General features: G+C 46.0%; 20 protein-coding genes. 5 read left to right on the top strand and 15 right to left on the bottom strand.

The window, feature by feature from the left end; all coding sequences use genetic code 11:
• Positions 1 to 9: 9 nt before the first annotated feature.
• The 13 genes from CLV93_RS18220 to CLV93_RS18160 all read right to left on the bottom strand — a co-directional run bounded on the left by CLV93_RS18220 (position 10) and on the right by CLV93_RS18160 (position 8,201).
• Positions 10 to 819 carry an arsenite methyltransferase gene (locus CLV93_RS18220; RefSeq protein WP_106543656.1) on the bottom strand — a complete coding sequence of 270 codons (810 nt, stop codon included), beginning with the start codon at positions 817 to 819 and terminating at the stop codon, positions 10 to 12.
• Positions 820 to 825: 6 nt separating this feature from the next.
• Entirely contained in the window at positions 826 to 1,251 is a 426-nt protein-coding gene (locus CLV93_RS18215) for an arsenate reductase ArsC (protein WP_106543655.1), read from the bottom strand.
• Positions 1,252 to 1,290: 39 nt separating this feature from the next.
• The gene (locus CLV93_RS18210) at positions 1,291 to 1,623 is read right to left on the bottom strand and encodes an ArsR/SmtB family transcription factor (protein ID WP_106543654.1); all 333 of its coding nucleotides are present in this window, start codon (positions 1,621 to 1,623) and stop codon (positions 1,291 to 1,293) included.
• 215 nt (positions 1,624 to 1,838) lie between these two features.
• Positions 1,839 to 2,441, bottom strand: a complete 603-nt coding sequence (locus CLV93_RS18205) for an FmdE family protein (RefSeq protein WP_106543653.1) — start codon at positions 2,439 to 2,441, stop codon at positions 1,839 to 1,841.
• Between the two features lie 47 nt (positions 2,442 to 2,488).
• Positions 2,489 to 3,478: a porin gene (locus tag CLV93_RS18200; RefSeq protein WP_170108994.1), complete on the bottom strand. Its 990-nt coding sequence runs from the start codon at positions 3,476 to 3,478 to the stop codon at positions 2,489 to 2,491.
• Positions 3,479 to 3,491: 13 nt separating this feature from the next.
• Complete coding sequence (locus tag CLV93_RS18195) at positions 3,492 to 4,244, bottom strand: sulfite exporter TauE/SafE family protein (RefSeq protein WP_106543651.1); 753 nt, start codon at positions 4,242 to 4,244, stop codon at positions 3,492 to 3,494.
• Positions 4,245 to 4,292: 48 nt separating this feature from the next.
• Positions 4,293 to 4,883, bottom strand: coding sequence for a TetR/AcrR family transcriptional regulator (locus CLV93_RS18190; RefSeq protein WP_146142079.1), 591 nt, complete (start codon positions 4,881 to 4,883; stop codon positions 4,293 to 4,295).
• 282 nt (positions 4,884 to 5,165) lie between these two features.
• Positions 5,166 to 6,209 (bottom strand): permease, encoded by a 1,044-nt coding sequence (locus CLV93_RS18185; RefSeq protein ID WP_106543649.1) that lies wholly within the window; start codon positions 6,207 to 6,209, stop codon positions 5,166 to 5,168.
• A gap of 34 nt (positions 6,210 to 6,243) precedes the next feature.
• Positions 6,244 to 6,465 (bottom strand): (2Fe-2S)-binding protein, encoded by a 222-nt coding sequence (locus CLV93_RS18180; protein ID WP_106543678.1) that lies wholly within the window; start codon positions 6,463 to 6,465, stop codon positions 6,244 to 6,246.
• Positions 6,466 to 6,469: 4 nt separating this feature from the next.
• Positions 6,470 to 7,171: an aromatic aminobenezylarsenical efflux permease ArsG family transporter gene (locus CLV93_RS18175; RefSeq protein ID WP_106543648.1), complete on the bottom strand. Its 702-nt coding sequence runs from the start codon at positions 7,169 to 7,171 to the stop codon at positions 6,470 to 6,472.
• 2 nt (positions 7,172 to 7,173) lie between these two features.
• Entirely contained in the window at positions 7,174 to 7,572 is a 399-nt protein-coding gene (locus tag CLV93_RS18170) for a nitrophenyl compound nitroreductase subunit ArsF family protein (protein WP_106543647.1), read from the bottom strand.
• A gap of 2 nt (positions 7,573 to 7,574) precedes the next feature.
• On the bottom strand, positions 7,575 to 7,814 hold the full coding sequence (locus CLV93_RS18165; protein ID WP_106543677.1) for a thioredoxin family protein: 240 nt from the start codon (positions 7,812 to 7,814) through the stop codon (positions 7,575 to 7,577).
• Positions 7,815 to 7,889: 75 nt separating this feature from the next.
• Positions 7,890 to 8,201 (bottom strand): ArsR/SmtB family transcription factor, encoded by a 312-nt coding sequence (locus CLV93_RS18160; RefSeq protein WP_211297904.1) that lies wholly within the window; start codon positions 8,199 to 8,201, stop codon positions 7,890 to 7,892.
• Positions 8,202 to 8,366: 165 nt separating this feature from the next.
• Here CLV93_RS18160 and CLV93_RS18155 point away from each other — a divergent pair, with 165 nt between their 5' ends.
• From CLV93_RS18155 to CLV93_RS18130, 5 genes are all read left to right on the top strand, one after another.
• Entirely contained in the window at positions 8,367 to 9,449 is a 1,083-nt protein-coding gene (locus CLV93_RS18155; protein ID WP_106543646.1) for a mechanosensitive ion channel family protein, read from the top strand.
• Between the two features lie 24 nt (positions 9,450 to 9,473).
• The gene (locus CLV93_RS18150; protein WP_106543645.1) at positions 9,474 to 10,226 is read left to right on the top strand and encodes an SIR2 family NAD-dependent protein deacylase; all 753 of its coding nucleotides are present in this window, start codon (positions 9,474 to 9,476) and stop codon (positions 10,224 to 10,226) included.
• Between the two features lie 205 nt (positions 10,227 to 10,431).
• Positions 10,432 to 11,178: a 3-oxoacyl-[acyl-carrier-protein] reductase gene (gene fabG, locus CLV93_RS18140; RefSeq protein WP_106543643.1), complete on the top strand. Its 747-nt coding sequence runs from the start codon at positions 10,432 to 10,434 to the stop codon at positions 11,176 to 11,178.
• 252 nt (positions 11,179 to 11,430) lie between these two features.
• A complete protein-coding gene (locus CLV93_RS18135) occupies positions 11,431 to 12,285 on the top strand; it encodes a PfkB family carbohydrate kinase (RefSeq protein WP_106543642.1) in 855 nt (284 codons plus the stop codon).
• A gap of 58 nt (positions 12,286 to 12,343) precedes the next feature.
• Positions 12,344 to 14,251 carry a SpoIIE family protein phosphatase gene (locus CLV93_RS18130; protein WP_106543641.1) on the top strand — a complete coding sequence of 636 codons (1,908 nt, stop codon included), beginning with the start codon at positions 12,344 to 12,346 and terminating at the stop codon, positions 14,249 to 14,251.
• Here the strand turns inward: CLV93_RS18130 and CLV93_RS18125 are convergent, their stop codons facing one another.
• Together CLV93_RS18125 and CLV93_RS18120 are read right to left on the bottom strand one after the other, a co-directional pair.
• A complete protein-coding gene (locus CLV93_RS18125) occupies positions 14,252 to 16,033 on the bottom strand; it encodes an SLC13 family permease (RefSeq protein WP_246187240.1) in 1,782 nt (593 codons plus the stop codon). It abuts the gene before it with no gap.
• A 143-nt stretch (positions 16,034 to 16,176) separates the two neighbouring features.
• Positions 16,177 to 16,872 carry a porin family protein gene (locus tag CLV93_RS18120; RefSeq protein WP_106543639.1) on the bottom strand — a complete coding sequence of 232 codons (696 nt, stop codon included), beginning with the start codon at positions 16,870 to 16,872 and terminating at the stop codon, positions 16,177 to 16,179.
• Positions 16,873 to 16,926: the final 54 nt, after the last annotated feature.

The raw sequence follows: 16,926 nt of genomic DNA, 5'->3' as shown, positions 1-16,926 counted from the left end.
CGCTTAAAATTATTTGTTCGCAGTAACGGTAATACTGAAAATGCCGGTTCCGGAAGTCTTGTACTCTTCCATTTCCTGCTCCGACAGGTAATTGCTCAGGATATCATCCGGGATGGTGATGGCTTTGTTCTTTTCGACCTTTATATCGGAAAAGCCTTTCTCTTCGATAATGGAAAGATATTGCTCACGCTGAATCGCGCCCGATACACATCCGGCATACATTTCGGCTTCTTTGATTAAGCCTTCCGGCAGAACACCGTCCAGCACCACGTCGGAGATACAAAAGTGTCCTCCGGGTTTCAGTACCCTGAAAATACCGCTAAAGGCTTTTTCCTTATCGGGAACCAGGTTGAGCACGCAGTTGCTGATGACCACATCGAAGGTATTTTCCGGCAACGGCATCTCTTCGATGTCGCCTTTCACAAATTCGACATTCGTGAAGCCGGTCTTCTCCAGATTTTTCCGGGCTTTTTCGAGCATGGCATCGGTAAAATCGAGGCCGGTCACTTTCCCGGTTTCGCCGGTGATGGCACGAGCCACGAAGCAGTCGTTTCCGGCACCGCTTCCCAAATCGAGTACATGGTCACCCTTTGAAATGCGAGCAAATTCGGTGGGCAAACCACAACCCAGCCCCAGATCGGCGTCAGCATTGTAACCTTTCAGCATGGTGTAGTCGTCGCTGAAAATGGTGTAAGTGGAATCACCGCAGCAACTGGTTCCGCCACAGCACGATGATTGGTTTACTTCCTTACTTTGTGAGGCAATCTCACCATACTTTTCCTGCACGAGCAGTTTTAAATCTTCGGGTTTTACTTGCATAGCGGATTATATTTGAGGTTTAATATCATTTGTATACAGCTGGTAAAAAGCCGCTTTTATTTCATCGCGTACGCGGATAAATTCACTCCAAATGAATTCGTCCGTTCCGGTAGCATGCGACGGATCATCGAATCCGATGTGAAGACGGTGCTTGACTTTTCCCATGAAAGCCGGGCAGGTCTCGTTCGCACCACCACAAACAGTGATTACATAGTCCCATTCGTCGTTCAGGTATTTGTCGACCGGGTCGGAGGTATGGTGACTGATATCGATGCCAATTTCCTTCATGGCTGCTACCGCCTTTTCATTCAGCTTGCCTGAGGCTTCGGTGCCGGCCGATTGCACGTTGATGCGTTTATCGAATGATTGCAGGAAACCGTGAGCCATTTGACTGCGGCAGGAGTTTCCGGTGCATAAAATAAGTACGTTCATTTGATATGGAGGATTTAAGTGTATGAATGATGTTGCTGTTTATTCGCAGCAATAATCTTCGATATGCAAGTCGTCAATAAAACCGCCCAGTTCTTTCTGAAGGCGTTTCACATTGTCCATGTCCAGACAGTATTTGGTTTTAACGCCTTCGATGTGCCCGGTGATCAGCCCTACCTCTTTCAACTCTTTCAGATGTTGATTGACGGTGGTTCGTCCCAGGGGCAGCTCATCGGAAATATCACCTGTTATGCACGATTGCGTGGCAGCCAGGAACCGGAGGATATGCAGCCGGGCCGGATGAGCCAGAGCCTTGAAAAGTGTTGCCTTCTCAATGAGCTCCTGCTCGAATAGTTCGGTTTTACTTTGTACCATCTTGTATTTCTTTTGACGCAAATATACGTCAAATATTAACATGACGTAATTATACGTCATAAAAATGCATTTTTTTTTTACTTTAGCAGGAAAGGAGAGGAGAAGAGAAGGTGAAAAAGTTTAGGTACAAAGAAACCCGGTATTTGTTAGGAGATATTCCCATGCAATATACCGGGTGGCCAAGTATAACAGAAAATTATGAAAAGCAGTAATCTTTATTTAGCTGCACAGTCCATGCAAACCTTTTTATCGCCCTTTACGCGACCATATTCCATTACTGTCATTTCGCCACATTCTTCACAAACAAAGCTGTTGAAGCTGTGGGGATGCTCTTTCAAATCGTAATCAAATACCTCCGACACGATCAGGATTTTATCGGCAGGAGCATTCATCACGTTTTTAACGAGTGGTTCAACCGTTTCATCAGGAACTTTACTGGCCGGAATTCCTTTTTCACGGTAGTCTTTGAAGAAGGAGGTCTGTTTGTTGGCAAGCATGGCCTCAGCCCGGGGAGTCACCCGCACAGCTTTGCCACTGGCTTTGTCGACAACAATAACAGCCCATTTACCTTTGTGTGTTTTTTTAATGTTTCCCTTGCCGAAAGTGGTTCCCATAATCACCTGCAAACCATCGGCAAAGCAGGTAGCACAATGGTCATCGCCCAGGTCAACAAAAGCGATGAGTTGTCCGTCGCGGGCGCGTTCAACACCCAGTGCGTTCATGGCAGCTGCACCAACGCGCAGTCCCATAGGCATAGCCGGACATTTGTGTCCGTGAAACTTTTGCCCGAATTCGAGCCATTCTTGTGGATTGATCATGATGTTGATTTTTAAGTTTGACAATTCGTTATTATACAGTTCTCCCTCTACCGAAAGAGTAACTGCAGTTGGATATTGGCCGAATAAACCGGATTCTGATTCAGATCGCTGCATTTAAAATCGGCCATTAATTTTGTTTTTTCTGTAATGAGATAGTTGAACCCTAATCCATACCAGGGCTGATCCGTTGTCGCGGAATTCAGGTCCGTGTATTTTTCGGTGAAAGCGGTGAGTTGGTAATGGGTATTGAAATCGTACCAACCCAGCAGGTAGTAACCATCTGCTTTGTGATTGTTCAGCAGTGCCTGAATATATTCGGCCTGCAAATGGAAATGATTACAGTGAAGCAAAGCTTCGGCGCCCCAGTGAAAATCGTCTCCCGAAAGGAGTGAGTCAGCGGCATAAATTGTTGGCAGGCTCATTTGCGTGATGTTCCGGTACGCTACCGAACCTCCAAGGGTAATATCGGACTGCTGATCGAAACGGAATTTCCGGTTTAACCGCGATGTTATCAACGGAGAGTTGTTATTATGACCGGGTTGGTCCGTGTTTCCGTTGAACAGCCCCACACTGGCATGCCATGGTTGGCCTGACTGGCTGTATAAGTACTCGAGTCCAATCATCCGGGCGCCGTACTTCGGATTCATATTCAGTTTATTGATGACAGATGCCCGCTCCAAAACCGGAATCCGGTAATCGGGTTGCATGCGTTGCATCATAAAGTCCGGCACAAACCGTCCGAGCCGGAACAACCCGTTTCCTTTCAGATGTATATCCGCCAGCGCATCCTGAAAAATGAAATTCTGGTCCTTGTACGAGCGGTAAACAACCTGCATCTTATAGCTAATGAAATTGGCAGTCGGTACCTCGCCCTTAAGCCACAGTTTGGCCCGTCGAACCATGAATTCCGAAGTGGTATTCAGATTGCTCGAAAACCGGGTTTGGATGTAGCCGTTTAGCTGCGGACCTTTGTTTTCCTGCGCCTGAACGGATGCAGCAATGAATAGGAGCAGCGTCAATAATCTCAATCTTTTCATGACACGATGCATATTAATGGATGACGCCGTACACCATTTTGGCAGCAATTACCAGCAAGACGATGGCGTAAATCACTTTTACCTGTTTCGATTTGGCCTTTTGTGTCATATACCGGCCTCCTAATTGAGAGCCGATAATAACAGCAATGACGACAATGATGGTCAATGGCCAGTTCATGTGTCCCTGCGAAACGTGGCCCAGGTACCCCGAAATGGAAGAGAACGTGACGACAAAAGCAGTGGTAGCTGCCGCTTCTTTTGTTTTGTAGCCCATCATCATGAGGATAGGGGCAATGATGAATCCGCCGCCCAGTCCGAGCATTCCGCCAACGAAACCGGCAAAACCTCCGACAAAGAACCCGATGATGCTTCGCTTCTTCATGGACATCATCTCGTCCGGCTCAGCCATCTTGGAGGCGTATATCATGCGAATAGCAGCCGCGACAACCATGATGGCAAACAGGATTTTTAACGTAGCTACCGGAACTTTGTCGCTGGTCATGGCTCCAATGGGAGAGGCAACAAGTGCTGTCACCGCCATAACAGCGCCTCCCTTCCAGTCAACCATTTTTTTCCGTGCAAACGGAATAAGAACCAAACCGGTGTTTAAGCCATTCAATAGGAGACCGAGTGGTATGGCCACGGAAACCATATCAAAACCAGCCCAGTTCAGGACCGGTACGTACACCATTCCTCCGCCAAGGCCCAGCATGGCAAAGATGAATGATGCTACCGCGATGATGAAAAAAACGATTCCGTACAACATGACTAAAAAGTTTAAGTAAGTATTTACTTACATTAGATGCAAAAAAAATTATCGCTTCAGTAATTTGAGCATAAGACTCAACATTTTCTTGCAGAAATTGTCGTTCTGAGACTCTCCTCTGTTGAGTATCAGTTCAATGTTTAATGATACCGGAATGCCCATGTACAGCATGGCGAGATTCTCAACGGGTATCTCTTCATCCCAGGTTCCTTCAGCAATTCCGTCAAGAAAGATTTTACTAACCAGTGATTTCTGGTTATTGAAGATTTGACGAAGCGTCGATTTCAGTTGTTCGTCATTATTATGTGATGCTTCAGAAAAGAGAAGCATGGTGATTCCTTTGTTGTCGGTGAGATACTGAACGGTTGAGCAAATGAACTTTTGCAAGCGCTCTTTCGGTTCCAGCGAAGAAGTGGCAATCTTTCGCAACTGCCCGATGAAATCGGTCTGCACATCCTGAATAATAGCCAGGATGATGTCCTGCTTGGTAGCAAAGTGGCGGAAGATGGCCCCTTCGCTCATGCCAATGCGTTTGGCCAGATTGCGGGTCGACAGGTTCTTAAGACCATCGGTGTAAATGATGTCGAGTACTGCCTGTTTGATTTGGCCTTGCCGTGTTTCGCTATTTTGCCGTTCCATGACCTTGATGTAAGTAATCACTTACAAAGTTAATTCTTTTATGTGAAAAGCAAACATTTATCGGATTATTTTTTGTGTGATTGAATTTTTTTTCGCTGCAAGAAAGGGAACTGAAGCTCTGAAGATGAGAAGAGGAGAGTGGATGCAGCGGAGTCCAGTCTGTAGTCTCGAGTCTGAAGTCTTTTCCTAACAACAGTAACGACAGTAACAATGTCAACTACAGAAACCTCGCAGCGCAACCTGAAACCGTCTTTTGTCTCTTGTCTTAGTTCTTCCGCTCTTCTACATCACATGGTTGAAGACGAACCCGACGATGAGTATACCGATGGTAACGATACCGACAAAAACCGAAATCAATTGCCATTTGAGCACTTTCTTCAGAATGATGATCTCCGGTAAGGAAAGGGCGATGACGGACATCATAAAAGCAAGCGCGGTACCGAGCGAGACACCTTTCTCCAAAAGCACACTAACAATAGGAATAATTCCGGCCGCATTGGAATACATGGGAACGCCAAGCAAAATGGCGACCGGAACGCCGTACCAGTTCTGATTGCCCAACAGAGAACCGAGAAAGTTTTCCGGGACATAACCATGAGCACCGGCTCCAACCGCAATACCGATGAGGATATAAATCCATATTTTCCCCACAATCTCCTTAACTGCGTCGTACCCCGATTGTATTCTTTCCTGAAAATGTACCCGTCCTTCGGCATCTTCGTTGTGGCCGGCTTTTACTTCATAAACCCATTCAGCCACATATTTTTCCAATCCCAGTTTTCCTAATATCCAACCCGCCAGGATGGCAATGATAAGGCCGGTTCCCACGTAGATGAGTGCTACTTTCCAGCCAAACATTCCAATCAACAGTACGAGTGCTACTTCGTTAATCATTGGGGCGGCAATGAGGAATGAGAAGGTGACGCCCAGTGGAACACCCGCTTCTACAAAGCCCAGAAACAGCGGAATCGCGGAGCAGGAGCAAAAAGGAGTAACAATTCCCAGCAGTGAAGCCAGGATGTTACCGGTAAACAAGGATTTTCCCTCCAGTATTTTTCTTGTTTTCTCCGGTGTGAAATACGTTCTAAGAATGCCAACTACAAAGATGATGAGTACAAGTAATAACAGCACCTTGGGCACCTCGAAGATGAAGAAACGAAGGGTTTCTGTCAGATGCTTACCGGTTGCCATTCCAAACACATCATCGATGAAAAAATCGGCTACGTGCTGTAGTTGCCAGTAGAGAACAATCCACAGGGGTAAAAGGAGCGCCGGAAACAACCAACCATGCATATTTCGGTTCAGTGCAATTACTTTATCTCTCATTTCTCAGTCAGACAAAAATTGTATTCGAAAATTTTTAGTTGCAACAACAGCAGGTTGCAGGACCATCACTGGCTTTTAACAGGGCATTGATGTCTCCGGAACAGCATTTCCCGGTAGGATTTAGTTCGGAACATTTGTTTCCCGTACAGGCTCCGGTCGCTTCCTGTATGTCTTTTAATGTTTTGGCTCCATTGGCCATCGCATCCTTAATTTCTCTTTCCGTTACCTGCTGGCAGTAGCAAATCATCTTTTCCATATCCTTAAAAGTAAACGGTAAAAACATAGTAGAAACCGACCCCGATAAATATGACCGAAATAACCCGCCGAAACCAAATTTCGAAAACCTTTAGCCTATTATACAAGGTGCCGACTCCCGAAATGGCAAAGGCTATGAGCCAGGCAAAGATGATGACAGGAATGCCGGTGGCAATAGCAAAAACAACGGGCAGATAAAGTCCGGAAGCACTGCTAATGGTCAACGGGATGAGCATACCAAAGTACAATACACCACTATACGGACAGAAAGCCAAAGCGAACACAACGCCGAGGAGGAGAACATCCCAATAGTTTTTGTTGCTTTTTCCCTCGAAACGCCGGGTCAGCATTTCCATTCCGGGAAATTTAATTTTCAGGATATCCAGCATGAACAAACCGATCAGAATCAGCAGCGGGCCAATTATTTTCTCACCGTAGCGCTGAAAGGTTCCCGAAAGGGCAAATTGGTCAGCGCCTAAAAAGATGATGAAAGCCAGTCCGGTGTAACCGATGGCCCTGCCTAGCGTATAGATCAGTCCATTGTAGAATACCCGGTTCCGGTTCTCCAAATCCTTGCCAATAAACCCGATGGCGGTAATATTGGTGGCCAGTGGGCAGGGGCTGATGGCCGTCATCAATCCCAGGACTAATGCCGTTACAACCGGAAGTGAGCTACTATCCAAAAGGCTGCTCAGAAATTCTTCCATCGTCAGAGCAACGGTTTAATCTTCTCTTCGATAATCTGCCTGAACTTTTTCGGATTGGTTCGGGCATACATAAAGCCTTCGGTCGTGATATTGAATTGCTGGTTTCCTTTTACAATTAGAAGTGTCTGTCCTGAAATACCCAGCTCTTTACCTTTTGCTTCACCAGCTTTTTCATCCAGGTTATAAGAGGCAAAACTGACGTCATTGCCAAACAGTTCCTTCACATCAGCCTGTGCTTCCGATTCGACCGCACGACAGGTTGCACAGCGCGTGTTGAAATGGAAATAGTAGACATTTACCCTGGCTTGTTTTTCCGATGTTTTAGCTGACGTTTGGGAAAAGGTGAAGGTGCCTGCCATGAATAGAATCAAAGCAAGAAAAGCCGTTTTTGGTGATTTCATGGTTATTGATTTTGGGTTAGTAGCTTTTTCAGTTCCTTAACCGACGGTACTTTTCCTTTTACAACCACTTTTCCATCAACCACCAGCGCCGGTGTTGTCATCACGCCCATTTTCATGATCTCCAAGATGTCTTCCACCTTGGAGACCGTAGCATCCAATCCGGCCTCTGCTACGGCCTCGTTGGTTGCTTTTTCCAGTGCCCGGCATTTTGGGCAACCCGTTCCCAGGACTCTGATATCCATGTGAATGGGCTTTACATTTTGAAAATCCATTGATTTTTTGGTTTTAATTCGTTGTTCGTAAAAATACGAACAGAATTATTCATTCCAAAACTTTTCAAACAGGATTTTTGCTTCGGACCATTTTTCGCGGTTCAGACAGTATTTAATCTTGGGTGCTTCAATTTCTCCCTGGATGAGTCCGGCATCTTTCAGTTCCTTCAGATGCTGGGAGAGGGTAGACTTGGCGATGGGAAGTTCTTCGGAAAGGTCGCCGCTGTAACAACAGGACTGACGCGATAGCAAGCCCAGGATATAAATACGAATAGGATGTCCCATCGCTTTGGCGATTCGGGCTAACCGATGCTGATCTTCGGTAAATGTATCTTTGATCATGTTCTCTTTCATCATAATAGTGAAATAGCTACTTGTTCGTAAAAATACGGACAAAGACGAATATTTAAAAACCGAATCTCGGACTGCATGTAAATATTTCTTAAACTATTCGTTTTCGCGGAGCTGTATCAAAACATTATCGGTGTGGATTGTTTATTTTAGTAAAAAACCTGAATTCTTATGTTCGATAATAATTACCTGAATGCATTGGTGTTGATTGCCGGTTTGGTAGTTGGCTTTTTGGGAGCTCATCTCATTATCCGCCTGATAAAACATCGTTTACACGAGAAGAAAGACGCGGGATGGATTCAAACGCTGACCCGTATCACCCGACCGCTGACCTTTCTGGCTGCTCTGCTGGTGTTGCTTTCTATTCAGCCCCTGATGGATACAGGTAAGAAGTTACCCTTCGATTTACAGCATCTCTACACGTTACTTACCATATTTCTGGTTACGTGGCTTATCATCAACGCCATCCGAAGTATTCGCTCGATATTGCTTCGCCGCTATAACCTGGACACGAAGGACAACCTGAAGGCGCGAAAAATGCATACACAGCTCCGGGTTTTCGAACGTATTCTCATCGCCATGGTGTTGGTTATTGCTATTGGAATCGCACTGATGAGTTTCGATAAAATTCATAAGCTGGGGGTTAGTTTACTGGCTTCCGCCGGGATAGCCGGTATTATTATCGGTTTTGCTGCACAGAAAAGTATTGGTCTCATTTTGGCTGGTTTTCAGATTGCCATTACACAACCCATCCGTCTCGAGGACGTCGTGATTGTCGAAAATGAGTGGGGCTGGATTGAGGAGATTACACTGACCTATGTAGTGGTTCGCATCTGGGATAAACGGCGGTTGATCCTGCCGATTACCTACTTCATCGAGAAGCCGTTTCAGAACTGGACGCGAACGACAGCTGAAATTCTGGGTACGGTTTTCATTTATGTCGATTATCGTTTTCCCGTTGATAAAATGCGGGAGGCGTTGACCGAAATTCTGGAAGATACCGATTTGTGGGACGGGCAGGTGAATGTGCTTCAGGTAACGGGTGCAAACGAACGAACGCTTGAATTGCGTGCCCTGGTGAGTGCTGTCGATTCGCCGACTGCCTGGGATTTGCGTGTATTGGTCAGGGAAAAGCTGGTGGAATTTGTACAAAAGAACTATCCTGAATATCTTCCGCAAACACGAGTTCTCTTTCCGGAACAGACAAACAATCCGGAGCAAGTACAAACGGAACACAGGGAAGAGAAGTCTTGATTTAACCTCTTGAATATTTTAAATATGATTGATTATCTGGATAAAGCAGCCCGGCTCATCAGAGAGTCAGGTTATACCGTCGCATTTACAGGAGCCGGGATTTCCGTCGAAAGCGGAATTCCTCCCTTTCGGGGAAGAAGCGGCCTCTGGAGCCGTTACGATCCCAAAGTACTTGATTTGGACTATTTTTATTCGAATCCGCATGATTCGTGGGTGAAAATCAAAGAGATATTTTACGACTTCTTCGGGAAGGCCCAGCCCAATCCCGGACACATCGCTTTGGCCGGACTGGAGCAAAAAGGTTGGCTAAAAAGTCTGATAACACAAAACATCGATAACCTCCACCAGGAGGCGGGCAGTCAAACAGTATGGGAGTTTCATGGTAATTCGCAATGGGTGGTGTGTCCGCGTTGTGGAGCCCGGCACTTTGCTACCGAGATTGATATGAGCGAGCTTCCTCCGCGTTGTCACGAAGACGGTTCGGTGTTGAAACCGGATTTCATTTTCTTTGGAGAAGGAATTCCACGCGAAGCGTATGATCAATCATTCGCAGCTGCCCGCAAAGCGGAAGTCATGCTGGTTATCGGCACTACCGGCGAAGTGATGCCAGCTTCGATGGTTCCTTACGAAGCGGCCCGAAGTGGAGCGACCATTATTGAGATCAATCCGGAAACGACGCCTTTTACCAACCAGATTACACACATTTTCCTGGAAGGAAAAGCAGGTGAGGTACTTCCTGAATTGTTGGCCCGTGTAAGACAACTTCCGGTCGATTGAATTTTCAACGCGTAAGTTCGAATTTTACCGCGAAAGACAATTTTGGATGCAATATGGATGAATTTATCCCGAGAAATGACCACTTGGAAATTTATCCTTGGGAAAGATTTATATTTTTGTTTTTCGTTAACAAAATCCTTCCGGTTATTTTCCGGAAAGAAATGTGGGCATTTCTTGATGACCATTAAAGTAAACTATAGAACACATGAAACTTTTAGAAGGAAAAACTGCCATTGTTACCGGTGCTGCCAGAGGAATCGGTAAAGCCATTGCACTGCGTTTTGCGCAAGAGGGTTGCAACATTGCTTTTACCGATCTGGTAATTAACGAAGCGGCTGAAGCAACCGAGAAAGAGATTGCTGCTTTGGGTGTAAAAGCAAAAGGCTACGCATCCAACGCTGCCAATTACGAGGAAACTCAGACGGTTGTAAAGCAAATCGCTGAAGATTTTGGTCGCATCGATATTTTGGTCAACAATGCCGGAATCACCAAAGACGGTGCATTGAAAAGAATGACTGAAGATCAGTGGGATGCGGTAATCGCCGTGAACCTGAAATCAGTTTTCAATTTCACCAAAGCTGTTCAGCCGGTCATGTGGAAACAAGCTTCAGGTAGCGTTATCAACATGAGCTCGGTGGTTGGCGTTTCGGGAAATGCAAATCAGTGTAACTATTCTGCATCGAAAGCAGGAATCATCGGTTTCACCAAGTCAGCTGCCAAAGAGATGGGCTTACGGGGTATTCGCCACAATGCGGTTGCTCCAGGATTCATCATCACCGAAATGACCGGTGTACTTCCGGAAGACGTGAAAAAAGCATGGGAAGCTCAAATCCCGATGCGTCGGGGCGGAACTCCGGAAGATGTAGCCAATACCTGCGTTTTCCTGGCGTCCGATCTCTCATCTTACGTAACCGGACAGGTGGTAAATGTTTGCGGTGGAATGAATACCTGATACCGAAATTAAATTACATTCTATATGAATCAGGGCTGCCGTTGGGCGGCCCTTTTTTGTTCGGATAAACCGGTTTGGTTCCGGGCAATACGCTAGTTGAATGCGTTTGCCAACATTTAAATATCTATAAATAGATTGGCCTGTTGTTAAAAAATATGTTTTTGATGCAGTTTCGGAAGGTCGTCATGATTGGCGGCCTTTTTATTTTCTATATTCGCGGCTGAATTTTAATTGTATCATTTTTGTTACATCATGAAAGGCTTATTCTTAGGCTTGACCACGATAGATATTCATCACATTATTGATCAGTTTCCTACGCCTGACAATAAAGTTAAATCGCCCGATGCACCCGATATTCTGGTAGGTGGCCCTGCTACCAATGCGGCTGTCACTTATTCTCACCTGGGAGGAAGAGCTCATCTGGTTTCCGCTTTCGGTCAAAATGCTTTCTATTCTTTTTTACAAGAAGATCTGCGTAAGTTCAACATAGAACATCACGATTTGGCCGCTCAGCGCGAGGAAAAGCCTGTGATTGCTTCAGTGGTCACCACGTCGGATAATGGTGATCGAACAATTTTTACCAACCATCCGGCCGACTATGATGTCAGTTTCGACAGCCGTGGCTTGATGGAGGAAAACCAGTTCGATTTTGTTCTTCTCGATGGCTTTTACATTCAGAAGGCGATCGAAGTTGCCTGCGAAGCCCGGAGACGTGATATCCCTGTTATTTTGGATGGTGGAAGTTGGAAAGATGGTTTGGAACGACTGCTTCCGCATGTAAATTATGCCATCTGCTCCGAAAAATTTATGCCGCCGTGGTGTAACAATAAAGAAGAGCTGTTCCGTTACCTTTCCGAGAAAGGAATTCACCACGTGGCTATTACCCGGGGAGGAAAGCCTATTTTGTACAAAGATGGCTTTGATGTAGTGGAACTTCCCGTTCCTGAAGTGGAACCCGTCGATACGTTAGGGGCCGGAGATATTTTTCATGGTGCATTTGCTTACTACCTTCATCGTCTGCACGATTTTGTGCCTGCACTAGAAAAAGCAGCTAAAATTGCAGCACATTCCTGCCAGTTTGCCGGTACCCGGGTCTGGATGCAGTAATTTATAATTTGAAGTTAATTTTGATTTTCATAATTTTAGAAAAGTCAATTCGATTTCTATGAAAAATCAAAATATAGCTTTTCACCTAAGCTTCTATCTCTTACTGGCAGGGTTTACGCTAACCATGCTGATTGTGGCCATCGGTTACCGCTTTACCCGTGACACCATTCTAGACGGACTGGCCGACCGTGCCCAGACTGTCACACACACGGCTTCGCTCTTAGTAAACGATGCAGTTGTACATGCACGTAAATCTGCAGAAATCATTGAATCAGGCACTAAGCAGATGAATAGTGCGCAGGAGATGGAAGATCTGCTGCAGCTCGTTTTAAAGTCAAATCCTCATCTGGAAGCTGTCCAGCTGAAAGAAAATCTCAATAGTTCAGAAGAAGTTGACCATTTTTTTTACCGGAAAGACTCAACCATCATCGGCTCGGATAGTGACTTGCCGATGTGTACCCAGTTGCAGGACTGGTATCATCAGGTTTTTGTTTCCGGTAAGGCAGGTTGGTCCGACCCATTCTGGGTGGAGGGGCATAAAACACAATGTATTGCCTATGCTATTCCGTTTCATGTGAAGAAAAACGGGAAGGAAGTACCGGCCATTGCTTGTTCGGTGATGTCGTTGAAGGATGTCTACAACGAGTTATCAGGAATTCAGATATACAAGAGCGGATTTCCCATTCTTTTTTCTTCGAAGGGAAAAGTGGTTTATCATCCGCAGCCGGCTTTTCTGAATGAGAATGTTGATACACTGAGCCACTGTTTTTCTCTGGGCGATCTGAGTAAGATAAAAAGAATTATTTCCCGTGGAGTGGGTGGAAAAACGTTGTTGAATCCTGCCTGCTACGGCGGAAGACGTGCCACGGCCGTTTATTGGCCGGTAACCGAGAACGGTTGGTTGATGATGGTGCTGGTTCCTTATTCCGAATTATTGGGAGAGTTGCGGAAGGTAATTATACTGGTAATGTTTCTTGTTTTAATAGGAACCGGAGTGATGGTATCGGTAACTATTCTGCTTTCCCGCTCGGTAACAACTCCCATCACGCAGTTGGCAGACGAAGCGCGCCGAATTATGGAAGAGGAAGGGGAGCCGCTGGAAGTTGTCGGAAATGAGTTTGAGGTGCTGGCCGGAGGTCTGGCGCACATGAAGCAGCGGATGGAGAACTACCATGCCCGGTGGGTTCAGAGCCGGCGGGATCAGGAAGAGTTGGACCGGGAGCTTGATTTGGCCCGTTCGATTGAGATGAGTATTGTGCCTTCGCGTTTCCCGATTTTTCCCGATAGGAAAGAGTTCGATTGCTTCGGAAAGCTTATTCCGGCCCGCTCGGTTGGAGGCGACTTGTTCGACGTCTTTTTCCTGGATGAAGATAAACTATGTATTTCTATTTGTGATACGCTGGGAAAAGGCATTCCGGCGGCCATGTTCTCGGTTATGACCCGTACGTTGATGCGCGGAATTGCCACGGCCAATATACAGGTGGGCAGTATCATGGAGCGTCTGAACGAAGAGCTGTGTTCTGATGCCGAATCGGATATGTTTGTTACGGTTTTCCTTTCCGTGCTCGAAATATCGACCGGTACCTTTACCTATTGCAACGCTGGTCACCCACATCCATATCTGCTCCGGCGTGATGGCGCTGTAGAGGAGCTGCAACATTCACACGGAATCCCGGTAGGTGTGATGCCTCGTCAGACATTTGATGAAACGAAGATGGTCTTTAAACCGGGCGAAATGTTGATTACGTATACGGATGGAGTAACCGAAGAGCAAAACGAGAGTGGTAAGATGTTCGGTCAGGATCGACTTCGCTATGAAATTGCCCAGGTGGGACAGGTTGAACCGGAAGCCATGGTGGAAGGCATTCTGGACTCTCTACTTAGTTTCCGTGGTCGCCTCGAGCAACGAGACGATACCACGTTGTTTGCTGTTAAGTACTTTGGAAATATCGGACAGGAAGAGTAATTACCGAAGGTAAGTAAGTCCCAGAATGGTTACCGTCGCTGCCATGTAAAGTATCGTCAACGGAAATCCAATCTTAAAGAAATCGCGGAATGAATAACCGCCCGGACCATAAACCATCAGGTTGGTCTGGTAGCCGATGGGCGTCATGAAGTTGGCGGCAGCGGCAAATGCTACAACCAAAATAAACGGTTGTGGCGGCAGACTCAGGTTGGAGGCCATCGTTAGCGAAATGGGAAATATTAGTGCAACAGCGGCCTTGTTGGTTATGAGGTTCGCTAATAACGACGTTATCAGGAATATGCCCGCCAAAAGAGCTACTTTCCCGAAAGGTAAAAAGATAGAGATAAGACTATTTGCCAGCATTTCAGCAACTCCTGTTTTCAACATGGCAGTCCCCAACGCCAGCGACAAAGCAATCACCATGGCCAATTCATAATCAATACTCTTCGGAATGTCCTTTGGCGGATAGATCTTGAGCATGTTGATGAGGATGATAAGCACCAGCAGTGACGTGAACAGCGGCACGAGCCGCAGGGCTGAAAGCAGAATGGCCAGTCCGGTCCCTCCGAAAAGAACAAAGTATTGCCAGTTGGCCAGTTTTCTGTGTGCCTTTACCTTAGAAATGTAGTAGAAATCGAGCGTTCCGGCTGAACGACTTTCGAAACTTTTACCCACAAAGAGCAACAGAACGTCACCAGCTTTTAGTTTCTGGAAAGTGATTTTACCCGAAATACGTTCTCCATTACGGTGGATGGCAATAATGGCCGCATCGTAGCGTCCACGGAAATTGGCTTCCATAACGGTCTTCCCGATAAGGGACGAGTTATGCGAAATGACCACCTCCACCACCTCGCTGTTTTTACTTTCCTGTAGTGAGCCTAATGTGGGAAAGGAGAGTCCTGAGTCCGTTTGGGTAATGATATCTGCAATAGTTTCGGTGTCACCGGCAAACACCAGCTGGTCGTTAACGCGAAGCTGTGTGGTGAGCGAGATGGCAGGGATTCGTTCGTTATCACGAATCACTTCTACCAGGTACAAACCTTTCAACCGGTCGAGGCTTTCGTTCCGGATATCTTTTCCCGCAAGGGGAGAACCTTCATTGATCTGTGTTTGCAGAATATATTCGCGGTTACGTGACCGGAACTGCGACATGGCATCTTTCCTTTCGGGAAGTAATTTCTTGCTAAACAAAAGCATGTAGGCTATTCCGATAACCGCCATGGCTGCACCTACCGGGAAGAAATCAAACATGTCGAGCGAAGGTAATCCGGGAATGATTTCCTGATCCAGCACCATGCCGTTCACAATCAGGTTAGTTGATGTACCAATCAGTGTGGCACAACCACCGAGAATGGCTGCGTAAGACAGCGGTATTAATAATTTGGACGGGGAAGTGTTGTTTCGCTTGCTCCAGTTGTGCACATAGGGCATCATGATGGCTACCAACGGAGTATTGTTCAAAAAAGCCGAAAAACCGGCCACCAGTGTCATCATTCGAAGCATGAAGCCTTTGTAGGTTCTCGCTCCTTTGAAGACTTTATCGAAGAGCATTTCCATGATGGGCGTTTGCCGGAAAATATCGCCAAGCAGCAGCAGTAGCAAAATGACGACCAACTGCACATTGGCAAAGCCGCTCAGGATTTCAGCAGGGGTGAGAATGCGTGAAACGCCCAGAACCGAGATGGCAATTACGAACGTAAAGGATGGCCCCAGTATCTCAAAGTAAAGGGATACCAGTATGAATGCCAGGACAACAAATACTATGAGTACTTCGAAATTCAAAATCCAGGTTCAGTTGATCTTCGAAATGTGAAGATATAATATTTTAACAATATGTGATTACCGGAAAACCTTTTTCCGTAAGGATTACAAAGAAAACGGCCGGAATCAATCCGGCCGTTATATCAATAGTATGAAATGTTTTCTTAGAACAATCTGATGCCCAGCGATAAGATCAGTGAATTGCCTTTGTTTTTAAAGCCAATAACTGTCGGGTCATTGTTGGAGACACCTTCTGATACGTTAGTCAATCCCCATGCGTAACGTACGTCAAGAGACAACATAGCTACATCGACACCGACTCCTGCCTGCCAGTCCCAGGTATTATTTTTGAAGTTGTTCGGGTCGTACAGGCTTGGGTCAACTGCAACACCATCTGTTTTATTCAGTGTAATCTCACTTCCATCGAGGATAAACGACATGGCAGGACCAGTCATCAGGTTGACGGAAGCAACTTTCAGGTCGAGTACTTTAACACCAAACAACAACGGTATCTGAACGGACTTTACATCCATGTGCTGTGTGACAGCTCCTTCCAAACCACTTTGCGTCGTAGAGGTAGGAATGGTGTAAGTTGTTTTTCCTTTTTGCACACTGTACAGCAATTCAGGCTGAAGAAAAACCTTATTGTGTTTCAGTCGCAGAAATGCACCAACATTGAAGCCGTTAGCTGCGTCTGCCTTCAGGTCATTGAGGGTGTAGCTTGATGCACCGGCAATGGCATTGTCGGTTGTAATTTTTGTAGAGTTAATACTTCCCTTGATACCAAGGCTAATCGGGAGTTGAGCAAACAGTGAGGTGGTCAGAGCCACCAATGCGAATGACAGAAGTAGTCGTTTCATAAGATTAAAAATTAATGTTTGTAGAGATAAACGAATAAACAATACATGCTATTG

The sequence above is a fragment of the Prolixibacter denitrificans genome (genome assembly GCF_003014495.1).
Lineage (GTDB): Bacteria > Bacteroidota > Bacteroidia > Bacteroidales > Prolixibacteraceae > Prolixibacter > Prolixibacter denitrificans.
The sequence above is the reverse complement of the archived record's forward strand: the minus strand, read 5'-3'. Positions and strand labels throughout refer to the sequence as shown.